Here is a 24,597-nt window from a genome sequence, read left to right as displayed (position 1 = left end):
GGTATATACTAGTTACTGAATTCTCTTTTTAATGTTGTAAGACTATTAGCTACAGAAGCATTAAACTGCTTGTCGCCAACTCTTAATATAAACCCACCTATTATTGCAGGGTCTACTATATTTTGAAGCATTAGTTTTTTATCAGATAGCATCTTTGCTTTTTCTAATACTTGTGCTTCAAGCTCTGGTGTTATAGGAAAAGCTGTTGTTACTACCGCTCCCTCTCTACCATTTAGTTCGTCAAACTGAGTTCCATATTGTACAGCAACTTGCTCCAATATTTTAAACCTTTTGTTTACATGCAGAAGTTTAAATAGTCCTTCAGTAATATTTTGCGAACCTGCAAAAACTTCTTTAAGGGTTGCTTCTTTAACTTCTGCCTTTATAGTAGGACTGTCGATAAAATCGCGCAGCTCTTTATTACTATGCATTGTAGATGCAATTTGGCTCATATCCTCATTCACAGCAGATGCATTGCCTGCATCTTGTGCCATTTCGAGTATTGCCTTTGCATAACGTATTGCGGCTCTTGAACCTGTCATAACCGTATTAGTTTAATTTAACGTCGTTCAGCATTTTCTCTACCAAAGTAGTTTGAGCAGCAGCATCTGACAGTTCGTTTTTAAGAATCTTTTCAGCAATCTCTACAGATAGCGTAGATACCTGATTTTTAAGCTCAGCCATAGCAGCATTCTTTTCACTTTCGATAGAAGCTTTAGCTTGCTCAATCATTTTTTCGCCTTGTACTTGTGCCTCAGTCTTAGCGTCAACAATCATTTTATCTTTTATCTCTCTTGCCTCTTTTATCATGGCATCTCTTGTAGCTCTTGCTTCTTGCAGTATTCTTTCGTTATCTGCTTGTAGATTTTGCATTTCTTTACGTGCAGCCTCAGCAGCAGCAAGCGCATCAGTAATACCTGCTTCTCTAGCAGTAATAGCTGTCATTATAGGCTTCCATGCAAATTTTACAAGAAGTAGTACCAGCACTACAAAAATTATTGCTTGCCAGAAAAATAATCCGAATGAAAAATCATTTACTAACTTTTCCATTATATTTTTAGTATAATTAGTTTTTAATTAAATCAACTTGTTAAAACAACACCTGCAGCCAACCGCTACAGGTAGTTGCCTTATTTCTTTTTATTAAGCTGCGAAAAGCGCTGCGAAAGCAACACCCTCTAGAAGTGCAGCGATAATAATCATTGCAGTTTGGATTTTACCTGCAGCCTCTGGCTGACGAGCAATAGCATCCATTGCAGAACCACCGATTTTACCAAGTCCTAGACCTGCACCGATTACTACTAAACCTGCTCCAACAATTCCTGGAATTTCCATGTCTAATTTGATTTAAATTAATTAAAAAGATTACGTTTTATATTATTATTGGTTCTTCCTCTGTATGCTTGTCGTGGTCTTCTTCATGGTGATGTTCTTGTACTGCCATACCGATAAATAGTGAAGACAGCATTGTGAATACAAACGCCTGAAGGAAGGCAACCAAGATTTCTATAATAGAGATGAACAATGTTAATCCGAAGAACGATGGACCAGCGATCCAGTTTTTAAATACGAATATAAGACCTATAAGACTCATTACAACAATGTGTCCTGCCGAAATATTTGCATAAAGACGTATCATAAGTGCAAATGGCTTAGTAAGCGTACCTAATATCTCGATAGGTATAAGTGCTATCTTCATCAATACCGGCACATCTGGCATCCAAAAGATGTGCTTCCAGTAATCTTTATTCGCACTAAACTGTGTGATAAAAAAGGTTATAAGTGCTAAACAAGCTGTTATAGCGATATTACCTGTTACATTTATACCTAGTGGTGTTAGACCAAAAAGGTTAAGGATAAGGATAAAGAAAAACACTGTAAGTAAGTAACCCATGTATTTTCTATATTTATCTGCACCTATATTTGGTATTGCAACCTCATCACGAATAAATATAATAAGTGGCTCTAAAATTCTACCAAAACCTGTAGGTATTGGTCCTTTTTTGTATGACTTTGCTAGACCTGTAAACAATAAAAACATAATTAATGCCGTTACAAGCATAGCCATCACATTTTTAGTGATAGACATATCTAATGGCATTACATTAGTTGGATGATGGTGCTCATCAAAGGTTAGTGTACCTTCGGCATCCGTCTTGTATATTTTATTATGGTAAAGTGCGTAGTGCTCTCCTCCAGCTTCAACAATTTTTTCGCCATGCTCAAATTTTGCAGCAGAGAAAAATTTAACCCCGTTATCTATTAAGATTACAGGAAGCGAAAAACCATAGTGTTCTCCTGTCTCTTCATCTGAGAAAAAGATGAAGTCATGAGAATCCTGAAGGTGATGATTTATAAACGCTTTGATTTTTGAGTTTGTATCAATTATCTCACCCGTATTTTCCGAATGAGAACCTTCAGCAGCATGCGCTTCAGTATCGGCATGACTAGGCTGAGTTTCATCAGAAACATTAGCGGTACAAAGCAAAGGAAATACAGCAAAGAGGGCTGTTATTGTATTCTTAATTAATTTTGTGGAAAACACCATCTTATTAAATATCTTAATTTTACAGTCCTAAAATTTTGTGCAAAGGTACATTTTTAATTAATATTCCAAGATGATTGCTCAAAAATTTTTAAGATAATTTTAGTCTTATTAAATGTTTGTTATTTATTGTTTAATAAACGTGCTGTATAATAGGCTTCTATTGCTAAAAACAAAATAAACACTATAAAAAAGTTGATTTTCTCTGTAGGGTCATCAATCGTTTTCGTAAGTATAGGTCGGGCAATAAGATAACTAAGCCCCATCTTGGCAGATGTTAAAAAAAGAAATATATACCCTACTTGTTCTTTCTTTTTCTTTCCTAATGTAAGAAGTACACCTAATATTACAATGGTAAAAACAAAGAAAAAGAGATATACCAAAGGTAATGAATATATAAAATTTTGACTTGCTGCCTTAAGTTCAGGCACTTGATAAATGAGCATATTAGCAATCAAGGATAAAGCAGCTATAACGGTGGTAACGGTAAAAATACCTATGTTTTTTTTCATGTCTATTTGTTGAGTTCGTTTACCTGCCTTATTACATTATATAAGGCAATAAACACACCCAGAAGTGTAAAAATTATGCGATTTGTGTTTTTTGTATTAAGATACTCTGCATCAAGCCATCCGCCAAACCAAGAAAATAAAAAAATTATTATCCCCATTTGTAACGGTATATTAATAAGTGCCATCCACTTATTACGATTATTATTATCCCGCTTGTTGCTCATTTACTTTAGCTATTTGCTTTACCCCGTTTTTCATAGAACAGGTGGCTGTAAAGGCTGCTCCTGGCTCTACAGATAATTTACCCGTTATAACCTCGCCTACAATACTTGCGCTTGCCTTAAGACTAAGCAGCTCCTCTACCTCCATCTTACCTTTAAACCTACCCTCTACATCTGCGTTTTTACATTTAATATCACCTATTACTTTACCTGTTGGTCCTATTACTATTTTTCCAGTCGATGAGAAGTTTCCTTCAAGTTCGCCATCAAGCCTAAAATCAGCTTGCGATATAATATCGCCTTTTATAATAGTTCCTTCTACTATTCGGTTTGTTTTCCCGAAGTCGAGACCTCCTGTTTTTGGTACTTTTTTGTCAAACATTTTTTTAATGTGTATGGGTGATGGATATTGTGTTTTATTCTATAGCCAAATATTCGGTAAAGTTCTTTTTAATCTGAATTACTCTATAATCTTCACTAGATATAATAATAGGTGTTTCGGTAATTTTATACTTTTTATAATCCTTAAGTACAGATACCGCATCTTCTGCCGCTAGCTTACTATTAAAACCATGTATTACTAAAAAGTCTGACTCTGTTGTATAAACATCCTGAGATAGTGTTATACTATTATTAAGTCCTTCTTTAATATACTTTTGTATTTTCTCTTGCAGTGGTTTTATCTTAGGATCGTTAGGACTCTCAAACTTAAATATTACTTTCCAAGACATTGCAGGGTTACCAAAGTTAATTTTTTCTAATGCTGGTATATCGGTTTTCAGCATAATCTCTGCTTTTTTACCTTCATCACTATTGGGGTAATTTAGGGCTACAAAGTTCAATGTTTTTTTATATTCTTCTACACCGCTCAATCTTGCCGTAATACTAGCTTTTAATAATTCAAATTTAGAAACAATAGGCTCTCCTGTATATAAGTTTATATACTCTTCAACTAATGCTTCAGATTCTCTTAACGCACCACTTTCATATTTTTTAAACAGCGTAGCATATACTGCTTCGGGGCTTTGACTATTATCCGCACCCAGCGTAGGATTCTTTATAATCTCTGCATAGCGACTATCAGGATACTCTGTAAGTATTTGTTGCTTGTATAGCTCTGCTCTTTCAGGGTTTATAATTTGGTATATCTTATACAAGTTATATTTTGATGGCAATACCAAACGCTCTTCGGGATTATTTTGTAATAATTTTTCTAACTTATCTGCAGCACGCTGATACTCTTTAAATTTCTCTTTATATATAGTACCAAGCTGATAGTATGCAAAATTACGTTCTTTAGCAAGGCTGTCTAGCACCGTTTGCGATGTAGGTAATTGTGCAATATAATAGTCAGGAGTAAATCGAGGTTCTAGCTCCCAGTCTTTATCTTGTGTTACATCAAGGCTATCTGTATCTGTACCTTGGTTTCCTGCAATATTTCTCAGGTCTGCTGCCCAGCGCCAGTTGTCTACAAGCGGACGTTTGCCCCATCGTTTTGCAAACTCAATTTTACCATATGACACTGTAGATGGTGTATAGAAGTAAAATTTACCTCCTGCGCTACCTGACTGGCTTGTAGTATTAAAACCATTTCTTGTGCCTGCTTGTTTTGTAGCACTTTGAGCAACATCTTTAGAAACTACTGAACCAAAACTTGAAGGCTTATCTGAACCTAGCTTCATTGGCTGAATACCTCCTGATGCAGCCATGTTTTCTTGTATTCTAGCTTCTTTTTCTAACCTTTCTCTTTCTGCTTCTTCTTGTATTTTCAGTTTCTCTATATAAGCTTGATAGTATTCTTTTTTAGCCTCATCAGATAACGAAACGGCGTGCAGTATGCTATCATTAACCTGTGCTATAGCTTCATATTTTATAACATCTTCAAGATTATCTCTTTTCTTTTTAATGTTTTTAAACTCGCGCGATCTTTTTTCTAAGTACACCATGGTACTATCATAATAAAGCCCTGCAACAGGATATCTTGCTTTTTCAAAGTTTATCTCGGCAATATTGCGATAGTTAGAGGCTTTTAAGTAGCGATCTTGATTTTGTGTTTTGGCACGAAGCGACTTGTTATAATACTTTACAGCATTTTCGTCAAGATCTTGCTTATCATAAAATAAACCTACTTGATGGTTTATAACATCTAGAAAAGGTCTATTCTCTCTGTCTTTAAGCAAGTCTCTATATTTCTCCATAAATACAAGCGTGTCACCATTTTTATAATCAAACTGACCTGCCTGTTGGGCATGTGCCTGTATTACATAACGTCTTGGTGACTTGCGCTTCATGTCTATCACTTGCTGAAAAGAAGCAAAAGCACTATCTGGTTTGTTTAACCTTTGGTAAAGTTGTCCTGCTATAAAATAATATCTCGCTCTTTCTTCTTTACGCTTAGTAAATTCGCCTGCTTTTTTAAGTACTACTAAAGCACTATCTAAATATTCTGTTTTTATATACGCCTCGGCAAGTATAGCATTAGCATCTGCATATACTTGGTCGTCTAGTTTTTGTTTATTCTCTAATAACAGTTTCAGGTTTTTTATGGCAACACCTTCGCTTTCTAACCTTATATTGGTTTTTGCGCGCCATACCTTAGCTTCGCCTATTTTATCACTATTAGGATATTTATACAATATATAATTAAACGCCTCTAGTGCAGGTATATATCTATTATCATAATAGCGTGCTTGCCCTAGTAGTAAGTGGGCTTCATCTATTTGTGGGTTTTTCTCACTACCCCCCATATACATAGAGTGTTTTTGTATGGCCTTTGTAGCTTTTTCTTCGGCTCTATCAAAGTTAGGGTTTCGCTTATCATTAGGGCTCATTTCCTCTACGGTAAGCTGCATCCTTTCTACAGGAAGTAACTCCCAAAAGTTATCGTTATAGGTAGTTTTCAGCTCATTAACCCCTGCAACGAGGGCAAGGTTACCGTTATACAAAACATTATATTCGGTGGTGACCGCATGGTAGTTGCGGTTAATAAATTTGTTTTTTTTGGTAGAACAGGCTATTAAAAAAACAACCAAACCAAAAAGAAGAAAATATTTATACGTACTGGTTTTCAAATGTATAGATTTTTTATTCCTTTAACTGTCAAAATTCTTTTTTAGTATAAAAGAGGGGTAAAAATACACTTCTTTTCGTAAAGAGAGAATACTTTTACATCAAAAAATTGAATACAAAAAAAATCCCCTTACCAAAGTAAGGGGATAGTGTATTTATATCGCAAAAAAAGCTTCGAGCTCCTTGAGCGTTTCTTCAGATGTTTTTATGTCTTTTACCACTTCACCCTTTTGCAGTGCAACAATACGGTTACTTACCTCTATGGTATGAGCAAGGTCATGACTAGACACCAGTATTGTTACCTCTGGATCTTCGGCAAGTTCTTTAATTATTTTTTTTAGTCTAAATTGTGTAGTAGGGTCTAAGTTAGCAAAGGGTTCATCGAGTATAATAACTTCGGGGTTACCTATTAATGCTGCAATAATACCCACCTTCTTTTGGTTTCCTTTAGAGAGGTCGCGCAGGTATTTCTTTTTCTTTAGTATCTCATCATTAAAAAAGTCTTGATGCTTTACTAATAGTGCATCTACATCTGCTTTATTTAAACCGCGAAGTTCGCCAATAAAATAAAAATATTCTTCGGGCGTAAGGTAGCCTATAAGAAAACTCTCATCTATAAATGCCGATGTAAAGGGTTTCCATGCTTCGCTTTCATTAACCTTTATAGTATTGCTGGTTATATATCCGTTAGATGGCTGTATTAAATCTAGTAACAAGCTGAAAAATGTAGTTTTCCCCGCTCCGTTATTACCTACTAGCCCAAAGCTTTCGCCTTTAGGTATTTCAAGATTATCTATTTTTAATACGGTTGTTCCGTTATATGTTTTTCTAAGGTTATGTACTTGTATCATGATGTTGTGTATTTTAGTTTTTTTGTTTGTAAGATGCTAATGTTTTGTACTTCTCTGTTTTGTATATTTTCTCTACCATAGAGAATACTTTGTTACGGAAAGTAAACCCTATAATACCTGCAATAATTACAAGTAGTACTCCCCAATTTTCACCTATAAAAGCATCTCCAAGACTATATAGTGCCATTGGAATAATCATTTTAGGTAATGTTATTAATAGTGTTTTTACATTAAAGGCTTTCTTATCTCCAAAGGCTTGTTTGCTCGATGCCAAATCTATGGGTGTTTTTATATAGGCACCACCTAATAATATTAAGTGCGAATTTACCCCTATGTTATATACTCCTGCTGCAAGTAGCATTAAGTAAATATTTAAACCAAAGTAGATGTATGGTAATGCTAATATTGTACTTATAAATGTACCAATAACTACTAACCACCATTTAGAGGAGATATACTCACGATACTGTATATTTTGGCTCATCATTAATGGGTAGTAAGCACTATCCCAGCTTGGTACAAATTGCCCAAAAGTAAACAGGAAACCTCCTGTTACAAATATGGCTGCAAACATGTGCATAAAGCTATTATCATAACCTTTTACTATTCCTGTAAAGAAAGCTAATCCGTAAAAAAGAAATAATAAACTTAGACCCACTGTGGTTTTAGAGCGTTTGTTTCTTATTATCAGTTTAATATCATTTTTAAGGAAAGTACCTAGTGTACCATAACGATTAAGCCAAGAATAGTCTTGTGTAGTAACATCAGACTGTTTTTTAGCAAGCCCCGTGTCTTGATATAAATGTTGTTTAAAATAACGGAAAGAGTATATCACTAACCCTATAAGTGCTATTATTGGAAGTATAAAAATGTATGTTGTAGCATACATTCCTTGAAAAAATACTGATGTGTAAATTGTAGCATCAAATATTTCATAATACTGAAGTCCGCCCATTATAGCTAAAGAGCCCATAAATACAACAAAAAGACCATCTTTATTATTGATCAATATATTCATAAAGTTATTACAATATATCAATGCAAATATACCCAAGTGCCAAAGCCCTACACTTAATGGGTCATGCCCCTCTATTAACATAACTATTGAAAATGGTATAAAGAAAAAAGCATGTATATAATTAAAAAATGACAATGCTGTTTTACCTAGCGCAAAGCTTACAATAGTACTTCTTTTTATGGGTAGTGTAAGGAATGGTTTTATATTTATAACAGGAATTTTTTGTAAAAAGTACCTAATCATTATATCCGACACTAAATAGTATATAATATACTTATTTATTACTTCTAACGGATCTTGTTTAAGACTATCTTCTATAATAAAATAGCTTCCAAACCCCATACCTAAAAGTGCTAACATAAAGAATAGTCCTCCTAATATCATGAACACTTTCACGATAACATTAGCAGTAAAAGAGGGCGACCTAAAAAAGGCTTTCCATTCGAGTGCAATAAACTTCCTAAACATATAATTGGTGGTTTTGTTTATATAGTTAGTAGCAAAACCAAAAAAACGTTACAATTTTTTATTGTTTCTCTATTATATGATACTCTGGGTAAAGCTCTGTAAGGTGCTTTTCTGCTTTGCGAGGTAACACAAATAATGCTACGTAATCGAATAAATAGTAAAGGACTAATGTTATGGCAAGTAACCAAGCAGCAGGCTCAGATATTGTTTTTTCTTCTAAAGAAAAAAAGTGCTGAAAATAGATGGGCGCATACACTATAGGGAAACCGCCTGCACAACTGTATATAATTTCTTCAAGTAACCATTTACGCCCTGTCTTTTTGGCTCTTCTTCTATATTTTACGCTCATATATATAGCATATGATATACCTGCTACAATACCACAAAACAAGAAAACCGTGTAGAGTATAGTAGAGAACTTTAGTAGCCAATATATAGCAATTACTGCCGAAAGTGTACCTAAAACCTGCGGTAAACGGAAAAAGGTTTTAAAATAACTCCACAGTAGTTTATAATATTTTTTAGTAAGTGCCTTTTGGCGTTTTTCTACAATATCGGAAAAACCAAAAATCCCAAATTTCTTAAACGCTGCCTGCAATGCCTGTTCAAAATCTAAATCAGGATTTTGTTGCCATTTCAACTCTATAGCATTGGCTAAATGGTCTACAAGCTCCGACTGTAAATCGTAATGTTCTACAAAATGCTCGCGCGTAAAACCAAAAAGCCTATCTGCTTCGTGTGCTGTTATTTTTCTGTCTTTGTTATTCATAATTATATTGCAGTTTATATTTTTTTGATAAAACATAAAACGTGTATACATTTATAGTTATAAAAGATGTAAAAGCTGCATAATAAATAGTTATTAACATAGGGTTATCTATTAGCTTGTTTGGTCTTAAAAACACAAAAACAACATAGGTAATAATAAGCAATGTAGAAATTAACTTATCTAATACCGAAAATTTAGACTTATGGTAACCTATACTAAATTTATAAAACAATAGTAGGCATACCAGTAACAAACTATAAATTATACCTAGTACATCTTTTACGGTATTTACGCCAAAAGTAGTAACAGCCATATAAAGTACTAAAAACAAAGCAACCATAAACACAAGGCTATGAGGCTTAATCATGTTTTGTAATAATAGCCATAAGGCACGCTTGCGAGCAGCTTTAGCAAACTGCCTGTTAGATTGCATAATATACTTTTTATTACGAGCCATATATACCATGAAATTCTCAAGAAAATCACCTTCTTTTTCTTCTAAGGTCGTAGCAACATGGTCTGTCATCTCATAGCGAACATCACTATAGCTAACTCCTGAATTTTTCAGGTAATTGTCTATAAAAGTGATATTTTCTTTAGTAAGCTTCATAATTAAAACTGTAAATCAGGATTTGTTTTAGAGTTTACAAGCGTTTGCATATTTCTTATAAAATCTTCAAGTTCAGCCAGCCTATTTACCGTTTCTTTTTGTCCGCTTTCGGTAAGTTTATAGTACTTACGTAGCCTGTTATCTACTTTTTCTACTTCGGCTTCTAGCAGCCCTTCACCCTCTAGCCTATGTAATGCAGGATATAATGCACCTTCGGTAATATTTAGCTCTCCTTGAGTAATAAGCTTTACTTTTTGGGTTATTTCATAGCCATACATACGCTCATTTTCTTCTAATAGCTTCATAATTATAGTAGTAAGACTACCCTTATATAGTGGCGAGTTTTTCATGATGTGCCTAAATTCAAAATAATTTACAGTCCAAATATATACATAATTTTATTATGCATAATAATCTTATGTATAATTTATTTGCGAACAGTTTTCATTTCCCTATAAGGAATGCTTAATTTTGTAGCTAAATACTATTAATATGTCAACATTTCATACGTTAACCATAAAAGATGTTACAAGGGAAACACCTGGAGCAGTATCTATTGCTTTTACTATTCCTGATAACCTTAAAGATGCATACAAATTTACAGCAGGGCAGTATATAAACCTGAAAACTGAATATGAAGGACAAGAGGTGCGCAAAGCTTACTCTATTTGTTCTTCACCCAATAGTGATGAACTTCGCGTAGCTATAAAAGCAGTGCAAAGCGGAGGGTTTTCTAGCTTTGCTAATGAAAAACTAGCTACAGGTGACACCTTAGAAATAGGCACACCAGAAGGTAAATTTACTTTTGAACCTAAACCAGACAGACAGCGCAACTATGCGGCATTTGCTGCTGGTAGTGGTATAACGCCTATACTATCTATTATACAATCAGTACTAGAAGGCGAACCAAAAAGTACTTTTGTGCTGGTATATGGTAACAAAACACCCGAGGACACTATATTTCATCAGTTATTGCACGATATGCAACTAGAATATGTGGGTCGCTTTTTTGTACATTTTGTTTATAGTAAAGCTAGAGCCGAGGATTCTCTTTTTGGCAGAATAGAACGCTCTACCGTAAACTTTGTAACGAAAAACAAACATAAAGAAAAAGAGTTTGCTAAGTTTTACCTGTGCGGTCCTGAAGAGATGATAAAAACGGTAAGCGAGGTACTAAAAGAAAGTAATGTACCTGAGAAAAACATTAAGTTTGAGTTGTTTTCTACTCCTATTGCTGAGAAGAAAATTGAGGAAAACTTAGAAGGTCATACTAAAATTACCGTACTGGTAGATGATGAGGAAACGACTTTTGATATGTCGCAAAAAATGACAATACTAGACGCTGCCCTAAAACAAGGCGTAGATGCTCCTTACTCTTGCCAAGGTGGTATATGTAGTAGCTGTATGGCACGTATAACAAGTGGTAGTGCCGAGATGAAAAAAAACGCTATACTTACAGATGGCGAAATTGCCGAAGGGCTTATACTTACCTGCCAAGCACACCCTACATCGCAGGAAGTTTATGTAGATTATGACGATGTATAATACCTCAAAATAAAATTTATTAAATACAAAAACGGGCAATGTAATACATTGCCCGTTTTTATTTATTCTATAAAAATAGAACTATAAGTTATTATGATTTAAATAACTATCTACAATAGTTACAACATCATTTGGCTTTATAGTACGCATAGCATTTTCATAGCCTTCTACTTTTTTATTCCCATATATAGAGGTAGGCAGCTTAGGGTATTGTTCCCTGTCTGCAACCAATTGATTTTTCTCAGGTTGATTAAAGGGTGCAAAGCCTGCATAGGGATGCGTTGCGCCCCAAAGCGTTATCACATTAACACCATACATAGCAGCAATATGAGCATTACCACTATCCATACTAAGCATTATATCAAGATTGCTTATTAATTGTAATTCCTGTTTAAAACTCATTTTACCAGCAATAACAATTACATTATCATGTCCCTCGGCAAAGCCTTCTAGTTTCTTTATTTCGCTACGTCCTGCCCCAAAAAGAAAAATTTTTATTTTTGGTTTCACCAAAAGCTGATTAATAACCTCTTGCATTAAATCTTTAGGGTATATTTTTGCTCTATGCTTGGCAAAAGGAGCTATACCTACCCAGTTTTCTGTACGCGTACCTGTGGTTGCAATTATATCATCTGTAAGGCTCTGTTTTTCAATAAACTTAACCTTTTTAAGATCTATAGGATATCCAAGCATTTCAAACACATCGGCATACCTTTCTGTTATAGGCACTAAAGGTTCAAATACTTTATTATCAGGTCGTGTTAGTGCTGCTCTTTGGCTTCGGGCTTTATCAACTGTTGCTGTTTTTTTTCCCTTTAACCTAAACAGCGTTGTTATTATCCTACTTCGCAGTACATTATGTAAATCGGCAACACCATATACATGAAGTTTTTTAAGTTCAGAATACAGTTTCAGTAAACCTAAAAAACCTTTATGTTTACCATTAGGTTCGGCAGCAAAAAAATCTATATTAGGTATTCCATTAAAAAAGGGCTTAAAAAAAGCCCTTGATATTACTGTAACTTTTACCTTTTTATGTTGCTCTGTCAGCGCCCTTAGTACGGGTACCACCATAGCAACATCGCCCATAGCAGATAGGCGTATTACAAGAATATGTTTTTTCCTTCGCATGAAGGTCTATTTTTTATTTTGATACAAAACAGGATTCAACTCCTCGTCATTATACATTTTCATCTGCTTATAGACTTTCATATATTTCTCACCGCTTTCAATATCGGCAATCAAATCATCTATAGCAGTAGATAAGTCTTTTTTCTGCTCAAGTAGTACATTAAGTTTCTCTGTACATTTTTTACGATGCTCCTCAGATGCTCCCTCGCGAGTAGCCTCTTCGTTCATGTGATATATTTTTAAGGCAAGTATAGACAACCTATCTAATGCCCATGCAGGACTTTCAGAGTTTATTTTGGCATCGCTTTTAACCTGTACATCAGCATATTTTTGTAAAAAGTAACTATCTATATACTCTACCATATCTGTACGCTCTTGGTTAGATGCGTCTATACGTCTTTTTAACGTTAATGCTGCTACAGGGTCTATTTCTGGATTACGAATAATATCCTCAAAATGCCATTGTACAGTGTCTATCCAATTTTTAGCATAAAGCAAGTGCTCTATTTTATCTTTGCTAAAAGGATTATTTATAGGTTGGTCAACGTTATCAAACTTATGATAATCAAGGATACTCTGTTCAAAAACAGGAAAAGCTATTTCGGAAAACATACTCAAATTTTTATTTACAAATATAGTTTTAATACTTTTACCTTGCTAATACTAATATTTTTTTAGAATGAATCTCCATTATATCTCTGATAACAATAGTATACTCAACCACTTCCTTACACAACTGCGCGATGTAGAGATACAAAAAGATAGTATGCGCTTTCGTAAAAACATAGAACGAATAGGCGAAATAATGGCTTATGAGCTTAGTAAGGAATTAGATTATAAAGAAATTGAGGTTACCACCCCTCTAGGCATAAAAAAAACCACCGCAATTAAAGACGATGTAGTACTATGCTCTATACTTAGAGCAGGATTAGCATTACACACGGGGTTTATGAACTTTTTTGACGATGCCGAAAATGGTTTTGTTTCGGCATACAGACACCACCCTAATAATGATGACGAGTTTGAAATACTGGTAGAGTATCGTGCTGCACCATCTTTTAAAGATAAAACTCTTATACTGGTCGACCCTATGCTGGCAACAGGACAATCGTTAGTAGCTGTATTCAATCAGCTTATGGAAAAAGAAAAACCAAAAGAAATACATATTGCTGTAGTAATAGCTGCTCCTGAAGGTGTGGCTTACCTGAAAGAACAGTTACCTGACTACTGTCACCTATGGATTGCTACACTTGATGAAAAACTTAACGAAAAGAAATATATAGTACCTGGACTGGGCGACGCAGGTGATCTTGCTTATGGCAGTAAATTATAATTGCATTATAAATAATATAATAGCTATAACTACTATAACTGCCAAAACAGTTTCTTTAACCCAATAGTTTTTTTGGTTTTCCAGATAGTTTGCCCCCATTATGGCAAGTGGTGCAAAGGTAAAGGCAAGAAAACTATTGTTTTTAAAATCTGAAAGCACATAAATGCCTACGCCTATTAAAAATGAAAATAGCACCTTTTTGTGCGAAACTTGCAAGTTTATAGGTTTACTACTAATAGAAGCCAGATATGGGAAAAGAAATAATACCGTTACCGATGCAAAAAAGGCTATGGCTATGTTTTGATATACATTTTCGAAATAAGTAAAGTCTAGACTTATACTTATTTCGCCCATTACATGACTAAAGAAACCTTCGTCTATTATAAATGCTGCCATAAAATAGAGTACCGCCACTGCAAAAAAGGCAATAAAAGGAATAATCCAGTTTCTATAATCGCGCGATACATGAAAAATTATCGAGATAAAGACCAGTACAATATAGATAATGCTCCAAAAATGAAAGATAGCAGCAGCAAATATCCAAAACGAAGCATCAAATATTTTTTCTTTAGGTGTAATTAATGATTGTAATGATATAAGCCTCCTTAATGCCAAAAGTAAAAAAAAGTTTGATATAATAATATTGGTATTTACCATTATGGTAGGAAACAATATTAAAAATACCAAAAATAAAAACATTGCATAGGTGTTATCCTTATTAAGCCTGTTTTTGTGGGTAACAAAGTTAGTAAGGAATAAAGATCCTATTAAAAGGAGCAGTAAACCAATACCTTGAAATATGGATAAAATAGATTCTGTCCAAAAATTTTCTTTAAAAAGATATAGAAAATAGAACAATACAAGCGCTACGCCTATGATTACGTAATTTATAGGTCGCGATTTATTAAAAACACTTGCTAACATTTGGAAAATTTATATACTTTTGTGGATGTAAATATAATACTTGTTTAAAAATGAAAGCATTTTTTGAAGCTATAGGTTACCTTTTCACCGATATTTTATTCATCCCTATGGATTTTATCCGTGCATTAGAGTTAGAAAACTGGTGGACAGCCAATATAATTACTTGGGTTTTTATCATTACTTGCTGTGTAGCTACATGGTACTGGATAAAACAATTACAAGTATTTAAAGCAAACCACGCAGACGAACAAGATACTACAGCTCACTCATTCCTGTCTTAAACTACAGGTCGAAGCCAATATCTTTTCTATAATACATCTTATCAAAATGTAGCTTTTCTATGTTTTGATAAGATTTTTTTATGGCATTATCCCAGTTATCGCCATAAGAGGTTACCGCTATTACACGCCCTCCGTTAGTTACTACCGCACCATTATCTTCTTTAGTACCTGCATGAAAAGCAATAGAACCATCAATAGCATCAAGACCTGTAATGGCTTTACCTTTTTCATACCCTTCAGGATACCCACCTGATACTAGCATAATAGTAGCTACACTTCTTTCATCTATTTCCAGTACCGCTTTATCAAGTTTCCCTTGTGCAACGGCTTCAAATAGTGTTACAATATCACTTTTAAGTCTTGGTATTACCACCTCTGTTTCGGGGTCGCCCATTCTTACGTTATATTCTATTACAAATGGGTCGTTACCTACTTTTATAAGCCCTATAAATACAAAGCCTTTATATTCTATTGCATCATCTTGTAAACCTGCTATAGTTGGTTTTACAACACGCTCTTCTATTTTTTGCATAAACTCTTCATCTGCAAACGGAACGGGTGATACTGCGCCCATGCCTCCTGTATTAAGCCCTGTGTCGCCTTCGCCTATACGCTTGTAATCTTTTGCCATAGGCAATATTTTATAACTCTTACCATCGGTAAGTACAAAACAACTTAACTCTATACCGTCTAGAAACTCTTCAATTACTACTTTACTACTCGCATCGCCAAACTTGGCATCTACAAGCATGTTTTTAAGCTCCTGCTGTGCTTCTTTCAGGTCTTGCAATATCAACACTCCTTTACCAGCAGCAAGTCCATCAGCTTTTAGCACATAAGGTGGCTGTAGTGTTTCTAAAAACTTACAGCCCTGCTCTACCGTATCTTTGGTAAAACTGTCATAAGCTGCTGTAGGTATATTATTTTTTACTAAGAATTTCTTAGCAACCTCTTTACTACCTTCAAGCTCAGCACCGTGTTTTGATGGCCCTATTACAGGTATATTGGCAAGCTCATTATCATTTTTAAAGAAATCATATATACCGTTTACCAATGGGTCTTCGGGTCCTACCACAACCATTGTTATTTGTTCAGTAAGTACTAGTTCTTTTACCGCATCAAAATCGTTAGGGTTTATTGCCACATTAGTAGCTATAGTTGCTGTACCAGCATTGCCTGGTGCTACAAAAAGCATATCGCATTTTGGGCTTTGTGTTATTTTCCATGCTAATGCGTGCTCTCTTCCTCCTGATCCTAATAGTAAAATTTTCATATTGTGTGTGTTGTTCTTACTTAGTAGTTAATATGCTTTTTCGTCGCCTATTATTATATTGGTAACCGTTTGAAGTATAATTTTTAAATCTAGTATAAGCGACCAGTTTTCTATATAAAACACGTCATACTTTATACGGTTTATCATATCTTCATCAGTACTTATCTCACCTCTATAGCCTTTTACTTGGGCAAGCCCTGTAATACCAGGTTTTACATAGTGGCGTATACCATATTTTTTTATTCGTGAACTGTATAATCTATTCTGAGACCATAAATTTGGTCGAGGTCCTACTACCGACATTTCACCCTTAAGTACGTTTAAAAACTGGGGCATTTCGTCAAGGCTTGTTTTCCTGATAATTTTACCAACACGTGTTACCCTTGGGTCATTTTTCACTACTGATTGCTCTGTAGTCTTATTAATTTGCATAGAACGAAACTTGTAGCAAAAGAATTCTTTTTCTTTTATACCAGGACGACTTTGCAGAAAAAAAACAGGTCCTTTAGATTCTAGCTTTATCAATAATGCCATTAAAGGAGTAAACCATGAGAGTATAAAAACAATTACAAATAAAGAAAACACTATATCAAATACCCTCTTTACTATCATGGCTATTGGCTCGTGCAATGGTGTTTTACGTAGCGATAATACTGGGAAAAACTCATAATAATCTATCCGTAAATTTTTAGAAAATATATGTTTTGTGTCTGGTATAAATTTAATGGTTTTATCATTAACCTCTGCAAACTCTACAAGGTCTTTCATTTGTAGGTTGTCCAGCTCATTCATAGAGCAATATATATCGTCGATATTATTAATTAATGTAAAATCTTTTATATCGTTTACCCGTCCTACTATTTGTTCATTTTCTTTCTTATCTGAAAAATAGCCGTAAAAATTATATCCATAATCGGCTCTCGAATCAAACAATTCTCTAAGGTTTATTGCCTGAGGAGTAAAGCCTACTATAATCGCATTTCTTTTATTACTTCCTGTAGATATTCTGTACTTCTTTAAATAATAAAATAATAAAAATTTAAACGATATAATGGCTATAAATGCAACAACCATATATTCTGCCAAGGCTTGCCCGCTAAAAATAGTTTGTTTCGCAAAAGGGAAAAACGCAATAATTGCCAACAGGAAAAGTATGCCCTGTCGGAATAATTTAGAGAATATTTGCACAGCAGTAGTGTAACGATACACCTCATAAAATCCTAAAAAATAAGATATAATAGACCAGCAAACTATTTGATAGGCTGTAAAGTGTATGTCATTTACGTTAAGTTCGCTTAAAAAAAAGCGATATGCTATGCTAATAACCAGTACATCAAAAGATATACTAATTGGTCTTAAATATTTTGAGTATCTGCCCTTTCCAAATGAAATCATCTTAATGTATAAATCCTGAAAAATCTTTATGTTCTTCTTTTAGCAGCTCTTCATTAGACAACGATTTAAAATAATCATAGGTTATTTTCATACCTTCTTCGCGTCCTACTTTTGGTTCCCAGCCTAATATTTCTTTAGCTCTGGTAATATTGGGTTGGCGTTGTAAAGGGTCATCTTTAGGAAGCGGCTCATAGACTATCTTTTGGTCTGTACCTGTAAGTTTAATAATCTCTTCAGCAAAATCTTTAATCGTTATCTCATCAGGGTTACCAATGTTTACAGGATATACATAATCTGAATTTAAAAGCCTGTATATACCCTCTACTTGGTCATCTACATAACAAAAAGAACGTGTTTGCATACCATCGCCAAACACTGTTAAATCTTCTCCTCTAAGTGCCTGCCCTATAAATGCTGGTATTACCCTACCATCGTTCAGCCTCATGCGAGGACCATAAGTATTAAATATCCTTACTATTCTTACATCTACGTTATGAAAAGTATGGTATGCCATAGTTATAGACTCCTGAAAACGCTTAGCTTCGTCATAAACTCCTCTTGGACCTATGGTATTTACATTACCATAATAATCTTCGGTTTGCGGGTGTACTAAAGGGTCTCCATATACTTCGGATGTCGATGCTATAAGTATTCTTGCACCTTTTACTCTTGCCAGTCCAAGTAAATTATGTGTTCCTAAAGAACCAACTTTTAATGTTTGAATTGGTATCTTTAAATAATCTATAGGGCTTGCTGGCGATGCAAAATGCAATATATAATCGAGCTTATCAGGAATGTTTACAAACTTAGTAACATCATGATGATAGAACTCAAAGTTTTCTAATTTAAAAAGATGTTGTATGTTTTTAAGATCGCCCGTTATAAGGTTATCCATACCTATCACATAGTAACCTTCTTTAATAAACCTGTCGCAAAGGTGCGAGCCTAAAAAACCTGCAGCACCAGTTATAAGTATTCTTTTCATATCTTTTTTTTATCAGAAGTTCCTGGTAACAAAGCTGTATTGAAAATACAGTAGAACATAGTAAAGAAAACTACCCCTCTTTGTCGCCACAAAAATGATTCCGTCAAAAATAAACTTATCATAACAATTGCGAAAGCAATATGTATAAAATCTTTCTTAGTAAGCCCATTTTTAAGGTTTATAAATAACATTACTATAACAATCAAAAAACCAAAAATACCTAAATCGGCAAACGTTTGTACATATTGGTTATGAAAATTAAGTTTGTTATAAACCATGCCGTCTTTATCGCCATGTATTAAATTGTGTTCTATACCCTGTTCTTCTACTTTATTACAAGAAGCATTAAGACCATAGCCTGTAAAGAGCACAGGGTCTTCTTTTAGCATTTCAGTAAATATTCTTATTTGATATAACCTAAACGATGTTCCGTTAAGATAATCATTACCATTAAAATCATTTCTTGACCAAGCCTCCTTTAGGGTAACATAATGCACACCGCCTGCTGCTTCATCTTGTTGTTTATTATTAGTAAACTCGGCTGCTATACGTTCATTAATTTTTCCGTAATAACCAAGCCCTCCTGCCATTATACAAAGTAATAGTATAGCTACAACTCGCCCTCTTACTTTCATGCCTGAATAGAAAATATAGTAAATCGCTATAAGCAGTACATTAGTAATAATAATTACTTTAGAAGAAAGTAAAAACAGAAAAACAAGTAAGAACAATAATACACTATAGCCCCAAAATGTTTTTCTTTTCTTACACAAAAAATACATCAATGCCATAGATACTAGTACTGATAGGTATATAGCATTAACATCGTTAGTGGCAAGTTCATGATAAAAGAAAACATCTATACTTCCTGTATCGCTATAACGCATAACTGCCCTGCCCAAAAGTATAATACCAAACAATATAATACCTAAACTATAGTTTTCGAGTATTTTGGTTACTGCTTTGCGCGAAAGTGGCTGGTTAAAACAAAAGGCTATTGGTATAAATAGCAAGGGTGCCTCTCTACTAAGCGCCTTGAGGGTACTGTTAAAATCTACCGACCATACTAACGATAGCACCATGAGCAAAAAAAGCAATAATAACGGTAACAGCGGTAACCGCAATTTTATATTTTGCTTACTATAAGAAAGAAAGGTATATAATACAAAAAGAATAAGGGTAACACTGTTATAAACATAACTAAGCGGTATGGTTAATATCGCTGCCGAAATGAAAAAAATAAGCATTTTTTTACCTGGCGTGAGTCCTATTCTTTTTAGTAAAGCATGCCTCGAAAAATTGTAAATATTTGCCATTTATTTTCTCCCAGTTAAAGTCGTTTTCTATTGCTTGTATATTATTTTCTATAATCGCTTTATTTTCCTCTTTATCTAAATGTTGCAGTAAGTGAGTAACCTCATCAGGATTAGAGAAATAAAAAGCATTGTCTTGTAAAACGCCTCTATTAAAGGCATTATTGTGAGCTGCTATAAGCGCACCCGATGCCATTGCTTCGAGCAACGACGGGTTTGTACCGCCTACGGAGTGCCCGTGGAAATAAATTTTAGAAAACAATCGTAAATTATTAAGATGCTCTAAGTTGTAAAGCCCCCCTATAAACCTTATGTTTTTGTACGATTTATACTTTTCTATAAGATAATTACCATGCTTGGTCTTATAATTACCCACTACAAGTATAGGAACGTTATCATTCGTTTTTGCTACCCCTTCCAGTACCATATCAATATTATTTTCGGGCTCAAAGCGCGCCATAACCATATTATAGCCATGCTTCTTTACATCATACTCGTTTAATATAGCTTCGTTTGGGTTAGTAAAGGTAGTTGCACCGTAAGCTATGTATTCTGATTCTTTTCCATACAATCTTTTCAACGATTCCTGTATCCCTAGCGAGTCGGCTACAAGGTAATCGCTTTTAACAGCAGCAAGCCTTTCAGCAAATTTCAAAAACTGCTGCACTGGTTTTGAGTATTTAGAGCGTTTCCACTCTAGCCCGTCCATATTAGTAATAATTATAGCCTCTTTAGGTAGCATAAAATACCATACCGAATTACTGGTATAGCCCAGCTGTAGTATAATATCAAAATTACGTTTTTGGCTATCCTTTATGCAATTATAATCGTAAACAAACTGCCCAGCCGTACCCATTTTATATTCAGGATCATAGCAGTGAATGATATTTACACCGTTGAATTTTTTTTCCTGATAGGGATGATTATGCGAGTTATAAACATATACCTCATGCCCCTTTTCGACTAGGTAAACCGAGAAAAATTCAGCAAATTGCTCAAAGCCTCCGTAGTAATTGGGCACACCCCTTGTTCCTAATATAGCAATCTTCATTAAAGTTCTTTTTCAAGGACGTAAAAATAGGCTTTAATTTGTATATGAAAAAATCTATTCAAACATAATAGAGCCTATTATTTTATATAACTGTTTAGTATATATGCCGATTTTTTCCAATCGTATTTTTGCCTGATTATATCGCTTATTTCCTGAGTATTTGTATTAGATAAAGCATTTTGTATAGCAATGTGCATTGCTCCTTCAGAGTCGGGGTCAAAAAGTGTATTGCCAAAGAAATCGAAATCAGCCATAGCAGTTGCAGATGAACAGGCGGTAGCTACTCCTGCTGCTGCCGACTCTAATGGTGGTATGCCAAAACCTTCGGCTTTAGAGGGGTATAGACATACATTAGCACCTCTTATTAACTGCAATAAATCATCAAAACTAACTTTATTAAGTATCAGTATTTTGGCACTAACTTCGGCAGGTAGAGATTGGTATAAAACATCAAACTGGGGGTTAGCAATAGCAGGTTGCCCTACAAATACCAAACTATAGTTTTTATAGTATTCTTGCTCTACAAAAACTTTAAGCAACATATCATGGTTTTTTCTTGGTTCCCAACGGCTTACAAAAAGCAAATAGTCATTAATAGCATATTTCTTGGTAACGGTATCATGAATGGTCTTTTTATCATACTTTTCAAAAAAGGCAGCATCTACCGCATTAGGAGTAACAATTACATTCTGAATTTTATAATGGTTTTCTATTTGAGCTTTTGAGTATGGAGAAACAGTTACAACCAAGTCAGATAATTTTGCGCTATATCGGAAAAGAAATCCTTTAACTAACCTGTATGTTAACGGAAAATATTGGGGGTAATCTAAAAAAAGAAGGTCGTGTATGGTATTAATATACTTACAATATTTAAAAGGTGGTGTGATATATTGAAAGTGAGCAAAATCAATATCATTTCTTTTAATAATTCTCGGAATATCTATAAGCAAACGATAAAACTTTCCGTGTGATGCATAGCGAACGTAGTGTACATTTTTAGCAGTACCAAAAACCTTTTGCAAATTTTCAACATCAAATGCTGCCAAATAAAACTGTTTTGTTTCATCTTTAATTAACTCGCCATAAATGCCCTTCAGGTAAGTAGTAGTTCCCTGAAAGCCACCATCAAAAACATGACAATCTACAAATATGCGCAGTTGTTTTCTGGTATTCATTTTACTGTTGAATTTCTTGCACTTCTGCCTTAGTCTTTGCCGCAGATTCTGAATAATATAAAGCTGCTCCTAGTATAAAGATTATTATATCGCGACCATTAAATATTCCTGTAATTGTTATTGAAGAAAACAGGTATATGGTGCCAATAGCAGATACTAGCATATTTACCATTGTATTTCTCTTATAAATATAACTATACCATCTAAGCAAGATGAATAAGTATAACAAAATACCTATCGCCCCTATTTTATAAAAAACGTACATATAACCATTATGCAATTCCGAAACATATTTCATTCCTTTTAAATTGTCAGGTACAGGAACGAAAAATTTTAAATTAACTAGTGACCCATGCCCTGTACCTACCACAAATGAAGATGGATTTTCTTCCATTAAGGCATAAGCCCTTTTTGCTTCATAAGCCCGCCAATGATCCCATAAATCAGCATGGTTTTCACGGTTTATATTACCCACAAATATCTCTCCTGGAGCCATTTTAATTTTATATAAAAAGCCCTCTATACCCTCTTTGTCTCTCCTTATATTAGCATTATTAAGATATACAAATAGTAATGAAAGTAAAACAACACCTATGCTCGCCAGTACTAAACTCTTTTTAGTAATCTTAGTATAGCCATATATTGTTACCAGTAGTAAAATTGCTATTACTATCATGGTTCGAGAAAAGTATAATATACATGATAATGATATTATTCCAAGTGAAAAATATCTAAACAAGTAGTTGCTAAATAGCTGTTTACCTTCATATTTTTTATAAAAAACTAAAAAGAAAATGGCAAACAACTCTAAGAAATTATCTTTTGTATAAAGCCTGATATTTGAAATTTGACCACTAAAAAAATCTGTTATAAAGAATACTATATAGAGGTGTATAAATGCCGATAAAACACTTGCAATAACAATTGTTTTTATAAATAGGCTAAAATCATTCATCTTACGGAAAAAGAGATAACCTATAAGAATACCTACGGCAGGTTTTATAAAATGAAAAAGATCTTTAATAATATTAAAAGCACGGTATTTATGAAGTAATGTGCCTATAAAACCCAGTATTAACAAGAGAAAAACAGATGTAAACTGTCCTAAGAATTTTTTTGATATTAAAATCTTGCTTTCCGCAAAGCAAAAAAATAATAATGCAGCAACCTGTACTACTATATTAATCTTAAACGATGGTAAGTATAACTGCAATAACAGTAATAGCACAAAAATAGGTGCATATACTTTTTTTGCTTTTATTTTATCGTTTGTATTTTGCGCTTCTATCACGTATTAATATTATTTTAGTCCAGTGTAAAGGTACTCTTTAAGCGTTTTACTAACGCATTTATTGCTAATGCAAACTTAAGGTTTATTCGTTTTACACCACTATAGTGTTTAGTAATATACATTTTAAACCCTTTTATCAATAGGGGATTCCTGGCTTTATTAAAACCCACAAAATGTATATAACTATATTGTGGTAGAAAAACGCGCTTGTAGCCCTTGTAGTATACCCTTCGGCTCAAATCTACGTCTTCCACATACATAAAATAATCTTCATCAAAGCCTCCTATTTCATCATACACTTTTTTAGGCATCATTAAGAATGAGCCACTAAGCCAGTCAACTTCATAGGCTTCTTTAGAGAAATTACCTGTTTCTATATCGTTTCCTGCTTTGCTTAGGTTCTTTAGCTTTAGCATTGAGCCAAAATCGGGGAACTTACCTACTGCTGTAGCATACTCTCTACTACCATTCAGCATTTTTATAGCCAATGCTCCTATGGTATCGTCAGCCTTCACATAGTCCAATACAGGTGCTAAATTATCTAGCACTATAGTATCGTTATTTATAAGTAACAAATAATCGCCTTGTGCCTGTTTTACTGCTTCGTTATTACCTTTACCAAAACCAAGATTATCAGGGCTTTCTATAAGTTTTATATCAGGATAATTTTCGCGAATGTAAGCACAACTATTGTCGCTAGATTTATTATCTATAACAATAATTTCATAAGCTATACCCTCAAGTGTTTTGTACAGCGAATCGAAACACTCTTTAAGGTATTTTAACCCATTGTAGTTAACTATTATAATAGAGAGTTCTATTTTCATTTGACTGAAT

General features: G+C 34.1%; 27 protein-coding genes. 3 read left to right on the top strand and 24 right to left on the bottom strand.

Annotated elements, in window-relative coordinates; all coding sequences use genetic code 11:
- Positions 1 to 8: 8 nt before the first annotated feature.
- The 13 genes from atpH to DVK85_RS05445 all read right to left on the bottom strand — a co-directional run bounded on the left by atpH (position 9) and on the right by DVK85_RS05445 (position 10,413).
- Positions 9 to 542 (bottom strand): ATP synthase F1 subunit delta, encoded by a 534-nt coding sequence (gene atpH, locus DVK85_RS05505; RefSeq protein ID WP_114677475.1) that lies wholly within the window; start codon positions 540 to 542, stop codon positions 9 to 11.
- 7 nt (positions 543 to 549) lie between these two features.
- The gene (locus tag DVK85_RS05500) at positions 550 to 1,050 is read right to left on the bottom strand and encodes a F0F1 ATP synthase subunit B (protein ID WP_114677474.1); all 501 of its coding nucleotides are present in this window, start codon (positions 1,048 to 1,050) and stop codon (positions 550 to 552) included.
- 93 nt (positions 1,051 to 1,143) lie between these two features.
- Positions 1,144 to 1,335, bottom strand: coding sequence for an ATP synthase F0 subunit C (atpE, locus tag DVK85_RS05495; RefSeq protein ID WP_026992764.1), 192 nt, complete (start codon positions 1,333 to 1,335; stop codon positions 1,144 to 1,146).
- 37 nt (positions 1,336 to 1,372) lie between these two features.
- On the bottom strand, positions 1,373 to 2,548 hold the full coding sequence (gene atpB / locus DVK85_RS05490) for a F0F1 ATP synthase subunit A (protein ID WP_114677473.1): 1,176 nt from the start codon (positions 2,546 to 2,548) through the stop codon (positions 1,373 to 1,375).
- A 119-nt stretch (positions 2,549 to 2,667) separates the two neighbouring features.
- The gene (locus DVK85_RS05485) at positions 2,668 to 3,057 is read right to left on the bottom strand and encodes a DUF6168 family protein (protein ID WP_114677472.1); all 390 of its coding nucleotides are present in this window, start codon (positions 3,055 to 3,057) and stop codon (positions 2,668 to 2,670) included.
- Positions 3,058 to 3,059: 2 nt separating this feature from the next.
- Positions 3,060 to 3,281, bottom strand: coding sequence for an AtpZ/AtpI family protein (locus DVK85_RS05480; RefSeq protein ID WP_114677471.1), 222 nt, complete (start codon positions 3,279 to 3,281; stop codon positions 3,060 to 3,062).
- Positions 3,262 to 3,660, bottom strand: coding sequence for a bactofilin family protein (locus DVK85_RS05475; protein ID WP_114677470.1), 399 nt, complete (start codon positions 3,658 to 3,660; stop codon positions 3,262 to 3,264). Before DVK85_RS05475 ends, DVK85_RS05480 begins: the two co-directional genes overlap by 20 nt.
- Positions 3,661 to 3,694: 34 nt before the next feature.
- Positions 3,695 to 6,349 (bottom strand): type IX secretion system periplasmic lipoprotein PorW/SprE, encoded by a 2,655-nt coding sequence (gene porW, locus DVK85_RS05470; RefSeq protein WP_114677469.1) that lies wholly within the window; start codon positions 6,347 to 6,349, stop codon positions 3,695 to 3,697.
- Positions 6,350 to 6,502: 153 nt separating this feature from the next.
- A complete protein-coding gene (locus DVK85_RS05465; protein ID WP_114677468.1) occupies positions 6,503 to 7,198 on the bottom strand; it encodes an ABC transporter ATP-binding protein in 696 nt (231 codons plus the stop codon).
- A 13-nt stretch (positions 7,199 to 7,211) separates the two neighbouring features.
- Complete coding sequence (locus DVK85_RS05460; RefSeq protein ID WP_114677467.1) at positions 7,212 to 8,684, bottom strand: DUF5687 family protein; 1,473 nt, start codon at positions 8,682 to 8,684, stop codon at positions 7,212 to 7,214.
- Positions 8,685 to 8,742: 58 nt separating this feature from the next.
- On the bottom strand, positions 8,743 to 9,453 hold the full coding sequence (locus DVK85_RS05455; protein ID WP_127960553.1) for a hypothetical protein: 711 nt from the start codon (positions 9,451 to 9,453) through the stop codon (positions 8,743 to 8,745).
- Positions 9,446 to 10,063, bottom strand: a complete 618-nt coding sequence (locus DVK85_RS05450; protein ID WP_114677465.1) for a hypothetical protein — start codon at positions 10,061 to 10,063, stop codon at positions 9,446 to 9,448. The genes DVK85_RS05455 and DVK85_RS05450 overlap by 8 nt, the downstream gene beginning before the upstream one ends.
- A gap of 2 nt (positions 10,064 to 10,065) precedes the next feature.
- Positions 10,066 to 10,413: a PadR family transcriptional regulator gene (locus DVK85_RS05445; RefSeq protein ID WP_114677464.1), complete on the bottom strand. Its 348-nt coding sequence runs from the start codon at positions 10,411 to 10,413 to the stop codon at positions 10,066 to 10,068.
- Positions 10,414 to 10,555: 142 nt separating this feature from the next.
- Between DVK85_RS05445 and DVK85_RS05440 the strand changes: the two genes are divergently transcribed.
- A complete protein-coding gene (locus DVK85_RS05440) occupies positions 10,556 to 11,608 on the top strand; it encodes a ferredoxin--NADP reductase (RefSeq protein WP_114677463.1) in 1,053 nt (350 codons plus the stop codon).
- Positions 11,609 to 11,689: 81 nt separating this feature from the next.
- Here the strand turns inward: DVK85_RS05440 and DVK85_RS05435 are convergent, their stop codons facing one another.
- Together DVK85_RS05435 and DVK85_RS05430 are read right to left on the bottom strand one after the other, a co-directional pair.
- Positions 11,690 to 12,739, bottom strand: a complete 1,050-nt coding sequence (locus DVK85_RS05435) for a glycosyltransferase family 9 protein (RefSeq protein ID WP_240339578.1) — start codon at positions 12,737 to 12,739, stop codon at positions 11,690 to 11,692.
- A 6-nt stretch (positions 12,740 to 12,745) separates the two neighbouring features.
- On the bottom strand, positions 12,746 to 13,351 hold the full coding sequence (locus tag DVK85_RS05430; protein ID WP_114677462.1) for a DUF4254 domain-containing protein: 606 nt from the start codon (positions 13,349 to 13,351) through the stop codon (positions 12,746 to 12,748).
- A gap of 67 nt (positions 13,352 to 13,418) precedes the next feature.
- Between DVK85_RS05430 and upp the strand changes: the two genes are divergently transcribed.
- The gene (gene upp / locus DVK85_RS05425) at positions 13,419 to 14,072 is read left to right on the top strand and encodes a uracil phosphoribosyltransferase (RefSeq protein WP_114677461.1); all 654 of its coding nucleotides are present in this window, start codon (positions 13,419 to 13,421) and stop codon (positions 14,070 to 14,072) included.
- Here upp and DVK85_RS05420 read toward each other — a convergent pair.
- On the bottom strand, positions 14,067 to 14,996 hold the full coding sequence (locus tag DVK85_RS05420) for a DUF6427 family protein (protein WP_114677460.1): 930 nt from the start codon (positions 14,994 to 14,996) through the stop codon (positions 14,067 to 14,069). The genes upp and DVK85_RS05420 overlap by 6 nt on opposite strands.
- 50 nt (positions 14,997 to 15,046) lie before the next feature.
- On the opposite strand from DVK85_RS05420, the gene DVK85_RS05415 reads away from it, so the two are divergent.
- Positions 15,047 to 15,277, top strand: a complete 231-nt coding sequence (locus DVK85_RS05415) for a DUF6341 family protein (RefSeq protein WP_114677459.1) — start codon at positions 15,047 to 15,049, stop codon at positions 15,275 to 15,277.
- Position 15,278: 1 nt separating this feature from the next.
- On the opposite strand, the gene purD is transcribed toward DVK85_RS05415, so the two are convergent.
- The 8 genes from purD to DVK85_RS05375 form a co-directional block, all read right to left on the bottom strand.
- Complete coding sequence (gene purD / locus DVK85_RS05410; protein ID WP_114677458.1) at positions 15,279 to 16,550, bottom strand: phosphoribosylamine--glycine ligase; 1,272 nt, start codon at positions 16,548 to 16,550, stop codon at positions 15,279 to 15,281.
- Positions 16,551 to 16,577: 27 nt separating this feature from the next.
- Positions 16,578 to 17,945: an undecaprenyl-phosphate glucose phosphotransferase gene (locus DVK85_RS05405; protein WP_114677457.1), complete on the bottom strand. Its 1,368-nt coding sequence runs from the start codon at positions 17,943 to 17,945 to the stop codon at positions 16,578 to 16,580.
- A 1-nt stretch (position 17,946) separates the two neighbouring features.
- Positions 17,947 to 18,930: a UDP-glucuronic acid decarboxylase family protein gene (locus DVK85_RS05400; RefSeq protein ID WP_114677456.1), complete on the bottom strand. Its 984-nt coding sequence runs from the start codon at positions 18,928 to 18,930 to the stop codon at positions 17,947 to 17,949.
- A complete protein-coding gene (locus tag DVK85_RS05395; protein WP_114677455.1) occupies positions 18,927 to 20,246 on the bottom strand; it encodes an O-antigen ligase family protein in 1,320 nt (439 codons plus the stop codon). The genes DVK85_RS05400 and DVK85_RS05395 overlap by 4 nt, the downstream gene beginning before the upstream one ends.
- Positions 20,182 to 21,294 (bottom strand): DUF1972 domain-containing protein, encoded by a 1,113-nt coding sequence (locus DVK85_RS05390; RefSeq protein WP_114677454.1) that lies wholly within the window; start codon positions 21,292 to 21,294, stop codon positions 20,182 to 20,184. Before DVK85_RS05390 ends, DVK85_RS05395 begins: the two co-directional genes overlap by 65 nt.
- Before the next feature lie 77 nt (positions 21,295 to 21,371).
- Positions 21,372 to 22,469, bottom strand: coding sequence for a glycosyltransferase family 4 protein (locus tag DVK85_RS05385; protein WP_114677453.1), 1,098 nt, complete (start codon positions 22,467 to 22,469; stop codon positions 21,372 to 21,374).
- Between the two features lies 1 nt (position 22,470).
- Positions 22,471 to 23,760, bottom strand: coding sequence for an O-antigen ligase family protein (locus DVK85_RS05380; protein ID WP_114677452.1), 1,290 nt, complete (start codon positions 23,758 to 23,760; stop codon positions 22,471 to 22,473).
- A gap of 14 nt (positions 23,761 to 23,774) precedes the next feature.
- The gene (locus DVK85_RS05375) at positions 23,775 to 24,587 is read right to left on the bottom strand and encodes a glycosyltransferase family 2 protein (RefSeq protein ID WP_114677451.1); all 813 of its coding nucleotides are present in this window, start codon (positions 24,585 to 24,587) and stop codon (positions 23,775 to 23,777) included.
- Positions 24,588 to 24,597: the final 10 nt, after the last annotated feature.

The sequence above is a fragment of the Flavobacterium arcticum genome (genome assembly GCF_003344925.1).
Taxonomy (GTDB): Bacteria; Bacteroidota; Bacteroidia; order Flavobacteriales; family Flavobacteriaceae; genus Flavobacterium; species Flavobacterium arcticum.
This window is presented reverse-complemented; position numbering and strand designations above follow the sequence as displayed.

Coding starts and splice junctions, on each gene's coding strand:
- atpH (WP_114677475.1), bottom strand. CDS start 542: ATGACAGGTTCAAGAGCCGCAATACGTTATGCAAAGGCAATACTCGAA.
- DVK85_RS05500 (WP_114677474.1), bottom strand. CDS start 1,050: ATGGAAAAGTTAGTAAATGATTTTTCATTCGGATTATTTTTCTGGCAA.
- atpE (WP_026992764.1), bottom strand. CDS start 1,335: ATGGAAATTCCAGGAATTGTTGGAGCAGGTTTAGTAGTAATCGGTGCA.
- atpB (WP_114677473.1), bottom strand. CDS start 2,548: ATGGTGTTTTCCACAAAATTAATTAAGAATACAATAACAGCCCTCTTT.
- DVK85_RS05485 (WP_114677472.1), bottom strand. CDS start 3,057: ATGAAAAAAAACATAGGTATTTTTACCGTTACCACCGTTATAGCTGCT.
- DVK85_RS05480 (WP_114677471.1), bottom strand. CDS start 3,281: ATGAGCAACAAGCGGGATAATAATAATCGTAATAAGTGGATGGCACTT.
- DVK85_RS05475 (WP_114677470.1), bottom strand. CDS start 3,660: ATGTTTGACAAAAAAGTACCAAAAACAGGAGGTCTCGACTTCGGGAAA.
- DVK85_RS05465 (WP_114677468.1), bottom strand. CDS start 7,198: ATGATACAAGTACATAACCTTAGAAAAACATATAACGGAACAACCGTA.
- DVK85_RS05460 (WP_114677467.1), bottom strand. CDS start 8,684: ATGTTTAGGAAGTTTATTGCACTCGAATGGAAAGCCTTTTTTAGGTCG.
- DVK85_RS05455 (WP_127960553.1), bottom strand. CDS start 9,453: ATGAATAACAAAGACAGAAAAATAACAGCACACGAAGCAGATAGGCTT.
- DVK85_RS05450 (WP_114677465.1), bottom strand. CDS start 10,063: ATGAAGCTTACTAAAGAAAATATCACTTTTATAGACAATTACCTGAAA.
- DVK85_RS05445 (WP_114677464.1), bottom strand. CDS start 10,413: ATGAAAAACTCGCCACTATATAAGGGTAGTCTTACTACTATAATTATG.
- DVK85_RS05440 (WP_114677463.1), top strand. CDS start 10,556: ATGTCAACATTTCATACGTTAACCATAAAAGATGTTACAAGGGAAACA.
- DVK85_RS05435 (WP_240339578.1), bottom strand. CDS start 12,739: ATGCGAAGGAAAAAACATATTCTTGTAATACGCCTATCTGCTATGGGC.
- DVK85_RS05430 (WP_114677462.1), bottom strand. CDS start 13,351: ATGTTTTCCGAAATAGCTTTTCCTGTTTTTGAACAGAGTATCCTTGAT.
- upp (WP_114677461.1), top strand. CDS start 13,419: ATGAATCTCCATTATATCTCTGATAACAATAGTATACTCAACCACTTC.
- DVK85_RS05420 (WP_114677460.1), bottom strand. CDS start 14,996: ATGTTAGCAAGTGTTTTTAATAAATCGCGACCTATAAATTACGTAATC.
- DVK85_RS05415 (WP_114677459.1), top strand. CDS start 15,047: ATGAAAGCATTTTTTGAAGCTATAGGTTACCTTTTCACCGATATTTTA.
- purD (WP_114677458.1), bottom strand. CDS start 16,550: ATGAAAATTTTACTATTAGGATCAGGAGGAAGAGAGCACGCATTAGCA.
- DVK85_RS05405 (WP_114677457.1), bottom strand. CDS start 17,945: ATGATTTCATTTGGAAAGGGCAGATACTCAAAATATTTAAGACCAATT.
- DVK85_RS05400 (WP_114677456.1), bottom strand. CDS start 18,930: ATGAAAAGAATACTTATAACTGGTGCTGCAGGTTTTTTAGGCTCGCAC.
- DVK85_RS05395 (WP_114677455.1), bottom strand. CDS start 20,246: ATGGCAAATATTTACAATTTTTCGAGGCATGCTTTACTAAAAAGAATA.
- DVK85_RS05390 (WP_114677454.1), bottom strand. CDS start 21,294: ATGAAGATTGCTATATTAGGAACAAGGGGTGTGCCCAATTACTACGGA.
- DVK85_RS05385 (WP_114677453.1), bottom strand. CDS start 22,469: ATGAATACCAGAAAACAACTGCGCATATTTGTAGATTGTCATGTTTTT.
- DVK85_RS05375 (WP_114677451.1), bottom strand. CDS start 24,587: ATGAAAATAGAACTCTCTATTATAATAGTTAACTACAATGGGTTAAAA.